We start from the raw sequence: 15174 nt of genomic DNA on the forward strand, positions 1-15174 counted from the left end.
CACTAATTCTTAGGAGATAATGTGAATATCCTTGCCTGCTTTACGCTGAACGCTGTGACTAAACCGACACGCCAACTTAAACAGCTAACTCTTCCCCTTATTGGTGTAGGTCTACTCAGCTTGCCCCTCGCTGGACAAGCGGAAGAGATAGCCCCTACTACGCTGCGCCTAGCCCATGTGGTGAATACGGAAGATACTTACCATATTGCTGCTGAGCGCTTCCAACAGCTGATTAGCGAACGTACCGATGGCGCGGTTAGCGTGGAAATTTATCCGAATGCCTCGCTGGGCGATGAGCGCACCTTATTAGAAGGTATGCAAATCGGCACTGTGGATATGGGCATTATCACCAACGGTCCTGTGGCTAACTTCGTCGATGAGTTCTCCGTTTTTGAGCTCCCGTTTCTCTTTCCCAGCTCCGAAGCGGCCTATACTGTGCTGGATGGTGAAATCGGCCAGGAAATCCTAGGCAAATTACAGGATGTGAACCTGAAAGGATTGGCATACGCTGAACGTGGCTTTCGGAATATCACTAATAGCCAGCATGCAATCAATGTCCCTGAAGACCTTCAAGGCCTAAGGCTGCGGGTCATCGAAAATGAGGTTTATGTTGATACATTCCGCGGGCTCGGTGCCAACGCTGTACCCATGGCCTGGACAGAGGCATTAACCGCATTGCAGCAAGGCACTATTGATGGCCAAGAGAACCCCGTTAACGCTATCCATGCCTTCAACCTTGCGGAAACCCAGGACTACCTAACGATGACTCGGCATATTTATGCGCCAGCAACGTTTATTATGAGCCTTCCCGCCTGGAACGGCCTCCAGGTAGAGCTTCAGTCCGTTGTGCTGGATGTCGCCAAGCAAGCATCTGCATACGCAAGAGAGCAGAATGCTATCATGGAAGCTGAACAACTGGCTGAGCTTCGCGAGGCGGGCATGGAGATCAACGAAACTCCAGATATTGAAGCCTTCCAGACCGCCGTGGCGCCAGTGTATGAGAAGTATGGCGAGCAGTTTGGTGATTACCTACCGCGCATTCAGGAGGCGCTAAATCAGTGATGGCGTTTGCACAGCCACTTTTAACACTATTGAAACGTAGCGAACGCGGGCTGGATGCCATCATCCAGCCCGTGGTCTTTGCAGGCATGGCAGCATTAATTGGTGTGATCACTCTGCAGATTGTGTCGCGGGTGCTGTTCAGCGCCGTTGGCTGGACGGAAGAAGTCGCGCGCTTTCTACTGGTGTGGATTACGTTTTTAGCCAGCAGCTTAGCCTTCCAGCGCGGGCGGCATATCGCCGTGACCTTTGCCGTGGATGCGCTTCCCCTGCCCTTGCGCAAGCTGGCGCGCTTGGCTGCACTGGCGGTGGTGCTGGCGTTTATGATCGCGCTAATCGTGATTGGCTACCGCTATATGCAGGTGCAAAGCTTTCAGAAATCCGCCTCACTGCGGCTTTCGATGACCTACATCTATGCAGTCATTCCACTTTCTGCCGCCATCATGGCGTGGTACGCCCTGGTGGATATGATCGACGTACTGGTGAACGGTGAGCCGACGGTCGCCGCGCCGGAGGAGCCACTATGACTCTGGTGCTGTTCGGGCTGTTCTTCCTGTTTATGCTACTGGGAGTGCCGATTGCCTTTGCGATTGGGGCAAGCACGCTTTATGCGCTGTACCAGTCGGGCGTGCCACTCATGGTGGTCACCCAGCAGATGTTCCAGGGCATTAACTCGTTTGCTCTGGTCGCGATCCCGATGTTTATTCTGGCCGGTGACTTAATGGCCCAGGGTAAGGTCAGCGAGCGGCTGGTGAGCTTTGCCGATTCGCTAGTCGGCTTTATGCGCGGCGGGCTTTCGGTGGTGTCGGTAATGGCAGGCATGTTCTTCGCGGCGATCTCAGGCTCTGGTGCGGCCACCACCGCCGCAGTGGGTTCAAGCCTGGTGCCAGAGCTTAAGCGTAAAGGCTACGATCCTGCCTCAGCGGCCAGCTTAATTGCTGCTAGCGGCACTATCGGGGTGGTGATTCCTCCTTCGGTGCCGATGATTATCTACGCGGTGATTGCTCAGCAGTCGGTATCAAAGCTGTTTTTGAACGGCTTTTTGCCGGGGCTGGCAATGGGGCTGGGGCTGATGGCCATTGCGATCACTCAAGCGTATAAGCGTCAGTATCCCAAAGGCACACCGCTGTCGCTGCCGACCATTTGGCGCACGCTGAAAGCGGCTAGCTGGGGGTTGATGACGCCGGTGATTATTTTGGGCGGTATCTTCTCGGGCATTTTCACGCCTTCAGAAGCGGCCGTGGTCGCAGTCAACTATGCGCTGCTGGTGTCGCTGTTTGTGTATCGGGATTTAACCCTGCCCCAGGTGTATAAGCTGCTGATTCGCTCGGCGATGACCACCGCGGTGATTATGCTGGTGATTGCCATGTCGGCAGTACTCAGCTGGACACTTTCAAGCTGGCAGGTACCCGGCGCCATCGCCCAGGCAGTGCTGTCGCTTTCCACCAACCCCTACGTGATTATGCTGCTGGTCGTGGCCGTAATTCTGCTCACGGGGGTATTTATCGAGACCGCTAGCGCTTTGATTATTCTTACCCCGGTGTTGCTGCCACTGGTACTGCAATTGGGCATCGACCCGATCCACTTTGGTTTGATTATTGTGGTGGGGCTATCGATTGGCATGATTACCCCGCCGGTTGCGATCAACCTCTATGTGGCTTCGTCAGTCACTCAGCTACCGCTGGAGCGCATCACTCGGGCAATTATCCCGTATCTTTTAGGCTTGATTGGGGTGCTGCTATTGGTGGTTTATGTACCGATCCTGCTGGGCTGGTCGGGAAGTTAACGCTGGGCTGAAATGAAAAAGGGGCTTGCCATGTGGCAGCCCCTTTTTTTTCTACTACGTTCTTTCTACTACGTTCTTTCTACTACGTTCTTTCTACTACGTTTTTTTCGACGACGTTTCGTCTACTGGGCGTGTTTGCTACTGCTGGCTGTTTAACAAGGCGTATTTTCAGCCAGCAGGAGCATAGCGTTAGGCTTAAAACTCTTCCCAGTCGTCTTCGCCAGCGTTAACCGGCGCTGGCTTAGAAGAGAGCACGGGGCGCTTGAGCGCCTGTTGCGCACTTGGTGTGCTAGAAGGCAGAGACTGACGCGGTTGGTTTAACGCTGGCCGTGTCGATGAAGCTTGTGGCTCATCGTCGCCAAGCACAAAGGTGTTAATCAGCTCATTAAGGTGGTCGGCATGACGGCGCATGTTGCTAGCAGCTGTGGTGGATTCCTGCACCATGGCAGCGTTTTGCTGGGTCATGGTATCCATTTCCGCGACGGCGGTGTTGATCTGGCCAATACCGCTACTTTGCTCCTTGGCACCCGCCGTAATCTCACCGATCACATCGGTCACCTTGGAGACACTTTCCACAATGTCATGCATCGTCGCACCCGCCTTACGTACTAGCTCGGCACCGGTGTGGGTGTGCTTAACAGAGCTATCAATCAGCGTACGAATCTCTTTTGACGCGTTGCTAGAGCGGCTAGCCAGTGTGCGTACTTCTTGCGCGACGACCGCAAAGCCACGGCCATGTTCACCTGCCCGTGCGGCTTCCACCGAGGCGTTAAGCGCCAGAATGTTGGTTTGGAAAGCGATGGCATCAATCATGGTGATGATTTCGCTGATACGCGTCGCCGAGTCGTTGATATCGTGCATCGTCCGCTCGACCTGTCCCATGGCTTCTTCACCATGGTGGGCTACTTCAGCAGTGGACTGCACCAGCTGATTGGCCTGCTGGGCATTATCTGCACTGTGATTCACGGTCGAGGTAATTTCTTCCATGGAAGCTGACGTTTCTTGCAGGTTGGCAGCGGCCTGCTCGGTACGGGTGGCCAGTTCCTCGGAGCTATGGGAAATTTCCCCCGCCGAATGATAAACACTCATGGTGCTACGGCGCACATCACGCAGGGTTTCCTGCATGCGCTCGACAAAGGCATTGAACTGAACCGCTAGGTTACCAACCTCGTCATTGCTTTCTACCGCTAGGCGGCGGGTAAGATCACCACGGCCTTGAGCGATATCATGCATAGCGCTGGCGGTGCGTTTAATCGGCCCGACGGTGCGACGCACAAAACCAAATGCGAGCAGCGCCACTGCTAGAAATAAGGCGGCACCCAACAAAATAGCGAACAGGATAGACTGGCCTAGGTCCGCGTTAGCGGTCGCCTCAAGTTCTGCGACAACTGCATCAACATCAGTGACGTAAACCCCGGCACCGATCATCCAGCCCCACTTTTCTAGACTCTCTACATACGAGTGCTTCGGCTCAATCTCCCGGGTGCTTGGGTACTCCCATAAGTAACTATGGAAACCGCCACCGTTCTTGGCAACCTGAAGAATATCGCGAATAAGGTAATTTCCGTCTGGGGTTCTTACGTCCATCATGTTGGTACCTTCACGCTCTGGCGCAGGGGCCGTCACGATATTGTTACCATCGAAGTCGTAGATAAAAACGTAGTTATTACCTTCAAAGCGCATGGCGCGCACGAGCTCTGCTACCTGTTGTTTGGCTTCCTCATCATTAACACCTGCTTGCTCATAAATAGGAGAAATAGCGGACGTCGCCATTTGCACAATGTCGCGCACTGCATTGCGGCGCTCTTCAATCAGCACCTCACGCTGATTCGCCAGCGTCTCGCGGGTGTTTTGAATGCGCTCATAGGCGTTAAACGAGACTAACCCTGCTGTCACTATGAAAAGTGGCAGTAGGACAAGCGTCAACACCTTAGCCTGTAAGCTAAGGCTTCGTTTTTGCGGAGTCGAAGAAGGAGGAGTAGCCATAAAGTGTTTCTCAGTAGGTCATCGGAAGAATTTTTAGTAGTTTTATGCATTCTTTATCGACCTAACCTGTGTCGACTTGAGCCATCTCTCGTGTTTTTTGTTTATGAACAGCGAATTAACGTCGCTAAATAGGACTTTCATAACCTGCGTTAAGGTTATCTTTGCCCTATCCGCTCACTGTAGGGGTGTGGTGGCCAAGGACGGCCCGTTTTAGCAAGCCGCTAGCCACGTCTTTTTGACTGCTCTGCCCCCTATTGGGGCAGGGCAGTTTTTTATTGGGGGCGATTTTCGCATCACAACGCTTATGCCGTTGCTGCCTGGGGCCGACGCTCATCCAGCATGCCTTTGTCGAGAATAAAGCGGATGATCTCTTCAAGACCTACCCCGTCGTAAAGATTGGTAAACACAAAGGGACGCTCGCCGCGCATTTTCTTCGAATCCCGCTCCATCACCTCAAGCGATGCATGAACCTGCTCGGCAATATCGATTTTGTTGATAATCAGCAGGTCTGACTTAGTAATGCCTGGCCCGCCTTTACGGGGGATCTTATCGCCTGCGGAAACGTCAATCACGTACAGCGTGAGGTCAGAAAGCTCGGGGCTGAACGTCGCAGAGAGGTTGTCACCGCCGGACTCCACTAGTACCAGCTCTAGTTTTGGATGGCGAGCGTGTAGCTCATCGATGGCCGCCAGGTTCATCGAGGCATCTTCGCGAATGGCGGTATGCGGGCAACCGCCGGTTTCCACACCTAAGATGCGGTCAGCAGGCAGCGCATCGTGCTTGAGCAGAAAGTCGGCGTCTTCACGGGTATATATGTCGTTGGTTACGACGGCGATATCGTAGTAATCCCGTAGTGCCGAACAAAGCTGCTTAAGCAGTGCCGTTTTGCCGGAACCCACCGGGCCACCCACACCTACACGTAAACAGTGCGTCATTGTCATCTCCTACTCATAAGCGTTTAACTTCTAAACAAGCGTGAATATTGTGTTTCGTGCAGAGCGCTTGCCAGCGCCACGCCGGGCAGTACCGGGCCAAGGTCATCATCTTTCAGCAATAGTGCCTGATCGACGGTCGCCACCAGTTCCCCGCGCAGCTGTTCAATCACCCGCTGGGCGGCGGTATGGCCCAGGGGAAGTGCTTTGCAGGCCACTGCCAGCTGGTTTTCCAGCCACGCCCAGCCAAACCCTAATAGCGCTTGGCGCGGGGGCACACGGCGCATAAAAGCGGCGTAGCTAAATAGCGTCACATAGCCTGCATGGGCAGGTAATAAAGGCGGCTGAAAGCCTTCACTTCGCTCATCCTGGCGGGGTAATAAATCCAGGCTGCCCAGCAGGCGCTTGAGCGAAGCACCCAAGCGGCTATCTTCAGCGGCTAATTCAGCGGTTTCGCGGGTGGCCGCCAACCACTCGTCCCACTGAGCGATTGCATCGCTGTCATGCTGCTCAAGGGCAGTGTAAAAGCGCGCGATCAGCGGCAGTTCACAGCGGGTTAGGCCATCTTCCAGTACGCCAGAAAGCCACTCAGAAAGGCTTTGTTCATCACTTACCCAGCCCAGCTCAAAGGCACTTTCCAGCCCCTGGGAAAACGCAAAGGCACCAATGGGTAGCGCGGGGCTGACCAGCTGCATTAGCCCTAGCAGGGCTAAGTCATGGCTTTCTGGTGCGGCATACTCAGTGGGCATGATGATGCTCATGCGCGTGTGAATGGTCGTGGTCATGAGCGTGGTCGTGGGAGTGCCCATGACCATGAGAATGCCCGTGAGAATGTCCGTGAGAGTGCCCACCGCCACCTACTTGGTTATAGGCCCCTGGTTCTGGATCGAAGGTGGCGTTGTGGTGCTCAAGCTCAGCCCCCAGTAGTTCCGCCAGTTCTTCTAGCACATGGTCGGGTGGGAAACGCACCCAGCCACCCTTCTCGTCTTCGCCCAGCGCCAGCTGTACATGGCGGTTGCCAAGGTGGTACGCCAGCCGCGCCAGGGGTAAGCCGGTGCTAACTCGCGCGGTCACCATCGGCTCGATGGCGGCACGTATGCGCACCACTTCGCCATTTTCCGCTTTTAAGCCTTCGCCATCGCGCAGCACTGGGCCACGGTCTAGAAACAGCCCCAGATCGCGGCCACTATCGCTTTGGGCTTTTAGGCGCCCGCGAATGCGCAGCTCAAAGGGCAGCGTCAGCGTGTCGCTGGCGGTGCTCTCTTCCACCGGCCCTAAACGTTCTATCAGTTTCAGCATCTATCTCTTCCTATTAAAACCACCCAACGCCTAGCCGGAGGTAGGTCGAAGTGAGGGTCTTTTGCCATGGATGGCAAAAGTAGCGTACAAGGATGTATTCACAGCGCCCTCACGTAGTCCTACCTCTCGGCGCTCCTCGTATTGCGTCAATCAGAACAAGTGATAACGCTGGGCTAGCGGCAGTTCGGTGGCGGGCTCGCAGGTAAGTAGCTCGCCATCGCAGCGCACTTCATAAGTTTGCGGGTCGACGGTGAGTTCTGGGCAGGCGTCGTTGAGCTTCATATCTTTTTTGCGCACGCCGCGTACGTTTTTACAGGCGGAAAGCGTGCTCTGCAGGCCCAGCCGCTCTTTAATGCCTGCGTCAATCGCTGCTTGGCTTACGAAGTTGAGCCGCGTTTGGCTGGCGGCCTTTCCAAACGCCCCAAACATAAAGCGATAATGCACCGGCTGAGGCGTGGGAATCGACGCATTGGGGTCGCCCATGGGCGCCGCTGCAATCATGCCGCCTTTTAAAATCAGCGAGGGCTTTACACCGAAAAATGCCGGTTTCCAGAGCACTAAATCAGCCAGTTTGCCAACTTCGATGGAGCCCACCTCATGGGCAATGCCATGGGTAATCGCGGGATTAATAGTGTATTTGGCGATATAACGCTTGGCGCGCAGGTTATCAGCGCCCAATGCTTCATCTTCGGGCAATAAACCGCGCTGCACTTTCATTTTATGGGCCGTTTGCCAGGTACGGCAGACCACTTCGCCCACTCGCCCCATGGCTTGGGAATCCGAGGCAATCATCGAGATCACGCCCAAGTCGTGGAGAATATCTTCGGCGGCGATCGTTTCACGGCGAATACGTGAGTCAGCAAAGGCCACATCTTCGGGAATGTTGGGGTCCAAGTGGTGGCAGACCATCAACATGTCCAGGTGTTCGTCGATGGTGTTAACCGTATAAGGCCGCGTCGGGTTAGTGGAAGACGGCAGCACGTACTCTTTTGAGCAGGCGGTCAGGATATCCGGCGCGTGACCGCCGCCTGCCCCTTCGGTGTGATAGGTGTGAATGCCACGCTCTTTAAACGCCGCCAGGGTGTCTTCCACAAAGCCGGATTCGTTGAGTGTGTCGGTGTGGATTGCGATCTGCACATCATACTTTTCTGCCACACTGAGGCAGGTATCAATGGAAGCAGGCGTGGTGCCCCAGTCTTCGTGGAGTTTAAGCCCCATGGCACCGGCTTCCAGCTGCGCCTCCAACGCTTCCGGCAAGCTGGCGTTGCCTTTACCCAACAGGCCAATATTCATCGGCAGGTCGTCCACCGCTTGCAGCATTTTGCCAATATGCCAGGCACCGGGAGTGCAGGTTGTCGCATTAGAGCCCGTTGCAGGACCAGTGCCGCCTCCCAGCATGGTGGTCACGCCGCTCATCAGCGCTTCTTCTACCTGTTGGGGGCAAATAAAGTGAATATGCGCGTCGATACCTCCAGCGGTGAGAATCTTGCCTTCGCCTGAGATAATTTCAGTGCCGGGGCCAATCACTATATCTACATCGGGCTGGGTGTCGGGGTTGCCTGCCTTGCCAATCGCGGCAATGCGCCCGTTTTGCAGGCCGACATCGGCTTTAACAATGCCCCACCAGTCTAAAATCAGCGCATTGGTAATCACCGTATCCATCACCGTGGCGTCGTTACGCTGGCTTTGCCCCATGCCGTCGCGGATGACCTTACCACCGCCGAACTTCACCTCATCGCCGTAGTGGGTAGCGTCTTGCTCCACCTCGATCCACAGTTCGGTATCACCCAGGCGCACGCGGTCGCCCACGGTGGGGCCATACATATCGGCATAGGCTTGCCGACTGATTTTGTTAACCGGCTTCATTGTTTATCTCCATCGAGCGCACCCATCACATCGCCACGGAAGCCGTAAATTTCGCGCTTACCAACGAAGGGAACTAGCGTGACCTCGCGGGTCTGGCCAGGCTCAAAGCGAATCGCGGTGCCCGCTGCCACGTCCAAGCGAAAGCCACGGGATTTGCTACGATCAAACACCAGCGCGGGGTTGGCTTCAGCGAAGTGGTAGTGAGAGCCGATCTGAATGGGGCGGTCGCCGGTATTGGCCACTTCGACGCTAATCCGCTCGCGGCCCACGCATAGCTCAATATCACCGTCTTTTAACTGGTACTGTCCTGGAATCATTGGGCCGGAAATCATGGCAGCCTCCTGGTTGCTGACGACTAGTTGATTGGCGTGTGAACGGTCACGAGCTTGGTGCCGTCCGGAAAGGTGGCCTCTACCTGCACTTCATCCACCATTTCCGCCACGCCATCCATCACGTCATCACGGCTAAGGATTTCACGGCCGTAGCTCATTAAGTCGGCGACACTTCTGCCGTCACGGGCACCTTCGATAATTTCAAAGCTGATCAGCGCGACGGCCTCGGGGTAATTAAGCTTTAGGCCGCGTGCTTTGCGGCGCTCGGCAAGCTGGGCAGCAGAAAATAGCAGCAGCTTATCTTTGTCTCGTGGGGTCAGTTCCATGGGGGCTCCATTGGCTCGATCAGTGGGAGCGCTCAACAGAAACGACGGTGCAGGATTTGGAACAACGCTCCCAGACTATCGAAACCGAGCACGCCTATTTGAAGCAATGCAGCGCAACCGCCGTACCAAAATGGTGAATAGAAAAAATAGTCATTATTATTCAATAGCTTGAAAAATACCGACTTTCTCTTATTCGCACCAAAATTGCACCATGCTAATTAGCCAGCCCCTTCGTCGCACCAAAGAAGTGCAATTAAAACGCTCCACTTAGCATTAACTATCAAATAATAATAAAACACATTACTATTTGTGCGCGTCTTTTAAATAAGGCTGTTTGTTGAACCTTTGTTTCTACACCAGGTTGAGACACACCACGTGACCATTAGCACCCGCTATACCGTTGATCATTTTTTAGGCTACGGACGCCGATACAGTATCGATTACTGCTTTCCCATAACCTCCAACGCTGCCTGCACGCCGAAAACATCGATCGCCCAAGGGCGTGTAGAAGAAGTTAGCCTAGCGGCGGGTGTGGAGCTTTTTATTTCCGATTTGGATGTGCTGCGACCTTATCAATCGTTCTCTAAGGGCAATACCGACCTGCTGATTGTGGTGATGTTAGAGGGCTGCGCACATTTCGATATTGATGGCCAAAAGCGTTGGATAACGGCAGGGGAAGCTTGCTGGCTAAGGCTGGACACAGGTTTAACGCTAAGCGCTTTTCATCCTGCTAATCAACGGCTTCGCACGCTATGCCTATCGCTCGACGCACCAGCGATGCAGGCTTGGTATGGTTCTTACATTTCATCGACTTCCCCCCATGTCTGGCAGCTCAGTCCTGGATTACAGCTCACCATCGATGAAGCGTGCTGTGCTTCCAGTAGCGCTGAGTCGCAACGCATGCGCTTTCAAGGGCTGGCACTGCAAATCATCGCCCAGGGGCTGGACTGCCGTTCGCCATATACGGCTGACAGTGGCGCACTGTATCGACAGCGCTTGGCGCTAATACGCCGCTGGCTGGATGAAGAGCCATCGTTTGACCACACGCTGCAACGCTTAGCGGATCGCGCGGCCATGAGCCCAAGTACGCTAATGCGGCATTTCAAGATGGCTTACGGCCTAGCGCCCATCGACTATTTGCGCAAGCGTCGGCTTTCGCTAGCCCGCGAGCTGCTGCTGAGCGGCCACAGCGTTCAACAAGCGGCACATTTAAGCGGCTACCGCCATGCCAGCAACTTTATTACTGCTTTCAAGAAAAACTACGGTATCTCGCCGGGTGCTTTGACGGAAAGTTCCCTTAAACGCTCCTAAAACGATACGGCTGACGTTTGCGCATAATCAATTGCGCGGCGGGCATAACCGCCCGCCCAGCATAAGTGGAATAATTCTCATTATGAAATATTAACTACTAGCAACATCCAACTTTGGAAAACCGCTCCATGCCATTGTTATATCGATCAACATGCACTGCTCTTATTCTTGCCTACCCTTTGCTTGCCTTTGCTGAAGCTCCTGACGAAACATTGGACAATTTGCTAGTGACCGGTGAGCGCCTCAGCACCAGCAGTGAAGGCACTCAACGCTACACAGTGCCCGCTAGCCGCAGTGCGGTCGGGCTGTCATTAACGCCACGCGAGACCCCCCAATCAACAAGTGTTATTACTCGCCAGCAGATCGACGACCGTGCGGCACAGACAGGCGGTGATGTGTTAGCTCAAGTACCCGGCGTTTCGCCAAGCCGAGCTGACAGCAACCGAATTAGCTATGCCGCGCGTGGTTTCTCAATCCGTAGCGTGCAGTTTGACGGGCTCAGCATTCCGCTCAGCGGTTTTTGGAATTTTGGCGATTCCGACTGGGATGCGGCGATTTATGATCGTGTTGAAGTAGTGCGCGGGGCAACCGGTTTGTTGACCGGCGCTGGCGAACCTTCGGCAAGCGTTAACTTTATTCGCAAACGCCCGTTGTCCGAAGCGGCTGCGTCTGTTTCCGCAGGCCTCGGCCGTTGGGACCGGCGCCGCGTCACGGCTGATGTGTCTGTTCCATTAAGCAGCGATGGTACGACAGGGGCCCGCTTTGTCGTCGCCAAAGACCAGAACGATAGTTTTATCTCTCATCTCGAAGATGACCATGAGACGCTTTACGGTGTTATCAGTAGCGAGCTTACCCCCGCTACTCAATTAACCGTAGGGGTTGAATATCAGCACAACGAGACGGTTGGCGCAGGGGCCAGTGTCCCGGCTTTTTATGCTGACGGCAGCCGAACGGACTTTGACCGCAGCGCATCTAACAATACCGACTGGTCAACGTTTTACAACGAGACCACTCGCGTGTTCGCTGATATTAGCCACCAACTGGATAACGGCTGGACGTTACGCGCCGCCGTTAGCCATAACGACGGTAACTATGGCCTAGAGTACCTTTATCGCGGCGGTTTCCCAGACAGGGAGACAGGCCTTGGTATGTCCAGCTCCTTCTTAAATTACCGCGGCAACCGCACTCAACAAACCGTTAACGTGACGGCCGAAGGTGATTTCAGCTTATTTGGCCGCCAACATGAGCTGGGCTTTGGCTGGATGCATAACGAAGATGACTTTGAGATAAAACTGGCCACCCCGGTTGGCACACCGCCTTCCGCGGGCAGTTACTTTAATTGGCGAGACAGCGTGGTGGCCAAGCCTCAGTGGGGGGAATTCAGCAGCTCAGACAATATGCAGGTAACGCAAAGCGGCGGCTATATGGTGTCGCGCTTTTCGTTGAGTGATCCGCTTAATCTCATTGTTGGCGCACGCCTGAGCGATTGGGAATTGGATCAGACTTACTATGGGTCTGAGCGGCAATACCGATACAGCAACGAAATAACGCCTTATGCGGGCATTATTTACGATATTAATGACTATGCCTCTGTTTACGCGAGTTATACCGAGATTTTCCAGTCTCAGAATGCCCGCCGTGAGGATGGCTCTCTGCTTGATCCAATTCAGGGTCGCAGCTATGAGCTAGGCGCTAAGGCAACCCTTCTGAACGGCCAATTGGATAGCAGCATTGCACTGTTTAGAACAGAGCAAAACGGTGTGGCCGAAGCCATTCCTGGCGTTGATGTGATCGGCCAGCCGGGTACGTCCGCCCACCGCAGTGTGGATGGTAATCAGGTCAATGGCGTAGAGGTCGAATTGATTGGCGAAGTGGCCTCGGGCTGGAATGTGAGCGCCAGCTACACCCTAGCCAATGCAGAAAATTCCGACGGCGAGCGTACCAACACGACCCATCCGCGCCAACAGATCAAACTGTTTACCACTTACCAACTGCCGGGCGCATGGAGTGGCTTAACATTGGGCGGCGGGGCACGTTGGCAAAGCGATATTTGGCGGAACACATCTAGCCCCAATGGCCAAGTTAAGGTTGGGCAAGACGCTTACGCCGTTGCTGACCTGATGGCACGCTATCGCTTCAACGATCAATTAAGCGCGCAGCTGAACATCAACAACGTGTTTGACAAGGACTACTACGAGCAAATTGGTTTCTACAGCCAGTATTGGCTTGGCGAACCGCGTAGTGCCGTCATGTCAATCAACTGGGATTGGTGAGAAGCTAATGATGCTGCGCTCATTCATCACGCTGTTAATTGCGGCTGCCCCCATGACGGGGGCAGTGGCTGATGCCGCTCTCTTTCCCGTTGTCATCCAAAGCCCACTGGGAACAGCCACCATTGACGAGCCACCGCAGCGCGTCGTCACCCTTGGCGTTGGTGCTGATGATATTGCCATCTCACTTGGCGTTGTGCCGGTCGGGGTCAGCCGTGCGGAGTGGGGCGGCGATGAGGATGGCTATTGGCCATGGGTACGAGACGCTCTGGAAGCACAGGCAACGCCGCTACCCACGACGATTACGCAATACCCCGAGCTGGATGTTGAAGCACTGCTCGCACTGGAGCCGGATGTCATTTTGGCGCCTTCCAGTGGTGTTCCAGACGCCATTTATGATCTGTTGTCGCCACTGGTGCCCATTGTCGCTTACCCAGAGCGCCCTTATCTCACCTCTGTCGATGAGCAGATTGAACGTATTGCACAAGCGCTTGGCGTGCCGGCGGAAGGTGCTGCCTTAATGCGTCATCTCGACACATCGCTGAGGACTGCAGGCGAGGCTTACCCAGGCCTTGCGGACACCACTTTTGCTTATGTACGACCCGACCCAGCCTCTGGAAATGTCTCCGTGTATTTAGCAGATGACCCTCGCGTTGGCACGCTGACAGGCCTTGGGCTTCTCTTGTCACCAACGGTTGAAGGCCTATCGCCAAGCGGCAATCACTTTGCGCACTACCTCGGTTTTGAACATCTTCCCATGCTCGAAGATGTCGACTTAGTGGTCTCTTGGTATCACAGCGAAGAGCAGCGCGATAGAGTGGCTGAGCTACCGCTTTTTGCCTCGTTGCCAGCCATTTCAGATGGCCGCTATCTGGCGCTGATCGATCAACCATTAATCGTTGCTAGTTCTGCCGGTTCACCACTAGCGACTCAATGGATGATCGAGCGGCTATTGCCACGCCTTGCCGAGGCAGCTGAACGGCGATGAATGCTGGAACTGGTATCGTGAATGATCTATTTCCCTCTTTACGGCAGCGAACACGCTGGCTGGCAGGGCTAGTGGGGGCGGTGCTGCTGTTTGGCTGGGTCAATCTCTCGGTGGGAGCAGAACACCTCTCCCTTTATCAAGTATGGCAGGCACTTCAAGCGGCAGGCCCCAGCTACGCCAACGACTTAGTGGAAGCACGCCTGTCACGCACACTGCTCGCCATCGCTACCGGCGCGGCGCTTGCCGTCGCCGGTACGCTGCTCCAAAATTTAACCCGCAACCCGCTTGCCGAGCCAGGGCTTCTGGGCATCAATGCAGGCGCAGCCGCGTCTCTGGTCACCGCTGGCTTGGTGCTTGGCTCGTTGCCTGCAGGCGCTTTTTGGTTAGCGCTACCTGGTGCGCTTTTCGTGGCTGTTTTGGCAGGCGTTCAGAGCGCTTATCGCCAGCATGACCCATCACACCTGCTGCTGTTAGGGGCGGCGCTTAACGCCGTTCTATTTGCCTACGTACAAGCCATCACCCTTACCCACCCCGCCTTATTTGCCAACTATCGCTTCTGGATCGTTGGGTCCATCAATGGGCATACGCTAGATGAAGCCCAGCGGCTATTGGGCTGGATAGCGGTCGGGCTTGGCCTGTCGTTTATCCTCCCGCGCTTTTTACACGTCCTGCAAATGGGTGACGGCGTGACCAAAGCGCTGGGGCTGAATGCGGGCTGTTTGAGGCTGGCGGTGCTTAGCGGTAGCGCGCTGCTAGCGGCGATTTCAACCGCCACGGTGGGCCCTATCGCTTTCGTGGGCTTAGCCGTGCCGTTATTGGCCAAAAAAATTGCTGGTCATTACGTTTATTGGCAACTTGCCATCGCGCTGGTGATGGGCCCCCTAATGATGATACTTGCAGACCTGCTCGCACGCCTTTTGCTAAGCCCTTCTGAAATCATGACAGGGATTCTGACGGCGCTGCTAGGCGCGCCATTTCTGTTAGTCGCTTTGCGCATTAACCAGCGCGCTGTGTGAGCC

The 15174-nt window shown here is 54.8% G+C and carries 14 protein-coding genes; 7 read left to right on the plus strand and 7 right to left on the minus strand.

Annotated features, from left to right (window positions below; all coding sequences use genetic code 11):
• Nucleotides 1–21 precede the first annotated feature (21 nt).
• From ACN06F_RS17150 to ACN06F_RS17160, 3 genes are read left to right on the plus strand one after another with little or no spacing between them, the layout of a single operon-like run.
• The gene (locus tag ACN06F_RS17150) at nucleotides 22–1062 is read left to right on the plus strand and encodes a TRAP transporter substrate-binding protein (protein ID WP_038479277.1); all 1041 of its coding nucleotides are present in this window, start codon (nucleotides 22–24) and stop codon (nucleotides 1060–1062) included.
• Nucleotides 1062–1586: a TRAP transporter small permease gene (locus ACN06F_RS17155; RefSeq protein WP_038479280.1), complete on the plus strand. Its 525-nt coding sequence runs from the start codon at nucleotides 1062–1064 to the stop codon at nucleotides 1584–1586. The genes ACN06F_RS17150 and ACN06F_RS17155 overlap by 1 nt, the downstream gene beginning before the upstream one ends.
• Nucleotides 1583–2845 carry a TRAP transporter large permease gene (locus ACN06F_RS17160; RefSeq protein ID WP_095603489.1) on the plus strand — a complete coding sequence of 421 codons (1263 nt, stop codon included), beginning with the start codon at nucleotides 1583–1585 and terminating at the stop codon, nucleotides 2843–2845. Before ACN06F_RS17155 ends, ACN06F_RS17160 begins: the two co-directional genes overlap by 4 nt.
• Before the next feature lie 195 nt (nucleotides 2846–3040).
• Here ACN06F_RS17160 and ACN06F_RS17165 read toward each other — a convergent pair whose 3' ends face one another.
• From ACN06F_RS17165 to ACN06F_RS17195, 7 genes are all read right to left on the minus strand, one after another.
• The gene (locus ACN06F_RS17165) at nucleotides 3041–4831 is read right to left on the minus strand and encodes a methyl-accepting chemotaxis protein (protein ID WP_433924402.1); all 1791 of its coding nucleotides are present in this window, start codon (nucleotides 4829–4831) and stop codon (nucleotides 3041–3043) included.
• A 302-nt stretch (nucleotides 4832–5133) separates the two neighbouring features.
• A complete protein-coding gene (gene ureG / locus ACN06F_RS17170) occupies nucleotides 5134–5766 on the minus strand; it encodes an urease accessory protein UreG (protein WP_038479289.1) in 633 nt (210 codons plus the stop codon).
• 23 nt (nucleotides 5767–5789) lie between these two features.
• Nucleotides 5790–6512 (minus strand): urease accessory protein UreF, encoded by a 723-nt coding sequence (locus ACN06F_RS17175; RefSeq protein WP_433925133.1) that lies wholly within the window; start codon nucleotides 6510–6512, stop codon nucleotides 5790–5792.
• Nucleotides 6502–7062, minus strand: coding sequence for an urease accessory protein UreE (gene ureE / locus ACN06F_RS17180; RefSeq protein WP_433924403.1), 561 nt, complete (start codon nucleotides 7060–7062; stop codon nucleotides 6502–6504). Before ureE ends, ACN06F_RS17175 begins: the two co-directional genes overlap by 11 nt.
• Nucleotides 7063–7212: 150 nt before the next feature.
• Nucleotides 7213–8928, minus strand: coding sequence for an urease subunit alpha (gene ureC, locus ACN06F_RS17185; RefSeq protein ID WP_231657809.1), 1716 nt, complete (start codon nucleotides 8926–8928; stop codon nucleotides 7213–7215).
• The gene (locus ACN06F_RS17190; protein ID WP_095603776.1) at nucleotides 8925–9245 is read right to left on the minus strand and encodes an urease subunit beta; all 321 of its coding nucleotides are present in this window, start codon (nucleotides 9243–9245) and stop codon (nucleotides 8925–8927) included. Before ACN06F_RS17190 ends, ureC begins: the two co-directional genes overlap by 4 nt.
• Before the next feature lie 38 nt (nucleotides 9246–9283).
• On the minus strand, nucleotides 9284–9586 hold the full coding sequence (locus ACN06F_RS17195) for an urease subunit gamma (protein WP_009723133.1): 303 nt from the start codon (nucleotides 9584–9586) through the stop codon (nucleotides 9284–9286).
• A gap of 375 nt (nucleotides 9587–9961) precedes the next feature.
• On the opposite strand from ACN06F_RS17195, the gene ACN06F_RS17200 reads away from it, so the two are divergent.
• The 4 genes from ACN06F_RS17200 to ACN06F_RS17215 all read left to right on the plus strand — a co-directional run bounded on the left by ACN06F_RS17200 (nucleotide 9962) and on the right by ACN06F_RS17215 (nucleotide 15171).
• A complete protein-coding gene (locus tag ACN06F_RS17200) occupies nucleotides 9962–10897 on the plus strand; it encodes an AraC family transcriptional regulator (RefSeq protein ID WP_095603483.1) in 936 nt (311 codons plus the stop codon).
• A gap of 128 nt (nucleotides 10898–11025) precedes the next feature.
• Nucleotides 11026–13170: a TonB-dependent alcaligin siderophore receptor FauA gene (fauA, locus tag ACN06F_RS17205; protein WP_433924404.1), complete on the plus strand. Its 2145-nt coding sequence runs from the start codon at nucleotides 11026–11028 to the stop codon at nucleotides 13168–13170.
• A gap of 7 nt (nucleotides 13171–13177) precedes the next feature.
• A complete protein-coding gene (locus tag ACN06F_RS17210; RefSeq protein WP_433924405.1) occupies nucleotides 13178–14155 on the plus strand; it encodes an ABC transporter substrate-binding protein in 978 nt (325 codons plus the stop codon).
• A gap of 17 nt (nucleotides 14156–14172) precedes the next feature.
• Nucleotides 14173–15171 (plus strand): FecCD family ABC transporter permease, encoded by a 999-nt coding sequence (locus ACN06F_RS17215; protein WP_433924406.1) that lies wholly within the window; start codon nucleotides 14173–14175, stop codon nucleotides 15169–15171.
• The last annotated feature ends 3 nt before the right edge of the window (nucleotides 15172–15174 follow it).

The organism is Vreelandella sp. 21, from assembly GCF_050995515.1.
GTDB lineage: Bacteria > Pseudomonadota > Gammaproteobacteria > Pseudomonadales > Halomonadaceae > Vreelandella > Vreelandella alkaliphila.

Excerpts from the sequence above, each read along its gene's own strand:
- ureC (WP_231657809.1), bottom strand. The coding sequence starts at position 8,928 with ATGAAGCCGGTTAACAAAATCAGTCGGCAAGCCTATGCCGATATGTAT.
- ACN06F_RS17175 (WP_433925133.1), bottom strand. The coding sequence starts at position 6,512 with ATGCCCACTGAGTATGCCGCACCAGAAAGCCATGACTTAGCCCTGCTA.
- ACN06F_RS17165 (WP_433924402.1), bottom strand. The coding sequence starts at position 4,831 with ATGGCTACTCCTCCTTCTTCGACTCCGCAAAAACGAAGCCTTAGCTTA.
- ureE (WP_433924403.1), bottom strand. The coding sequence starts at position 7,062 with ATGCTGAAACTGATAGAACGTTTAGGGCCGGTGGAAGAGAGCACCGCC.
- ACN06F_RS17190 (WP_095603776.1), bottom strand. The coding sequence starts at position 9,245 with ATGATTCCAGGACAGTACCAGTTAAAAGACGGTGATATTGAGCTATGC.
- ACN06F_RS17160 (WP_095603489.1), top strand. The coding sequence starts at position 1,583 with ATGACTCTGGTGCTGTTCGGGCTGTTCTTCCTGTTTATGCTACTGGGA.
- ACN06F_RS17195 (WP_009723133.1), bottom strand. The coding sequence starts at position 9,586 with ATGGAACTGACCCCACGAGACAAAGATAAGCTGCTGCTATTTTCTGCT.
- fauA (WP_433924404.1), top strand. The coding sequence starts at position 11,026 with ATGCCATTGTTATATCGATCAACATGCACTGCTCTTATTCTTGCCTAC.
- ureG (WP_038479289.1), bottom strand. The coding sequence starts at position 5,766 with ATGACGCACTGTTTACGTGTAGGTGTGGGTGGCCCGGTGGGTTCCGGC.
- ACN06F_RS17210 (WP_433924405.1), top strand. The coding sequence starts at position 13,178 with ATGATGCTGCGCTCATTCATCACGCTGTTAATTGCGGCTGCCCCCATG.
- ACN06F_RS17155 (WP_038479280.1), top strand. The coding sequence starts at position 1,062 with ATGGCGTTTGCACAGCCACTTTTAACACTATTGAAACGTAGCGAACGC.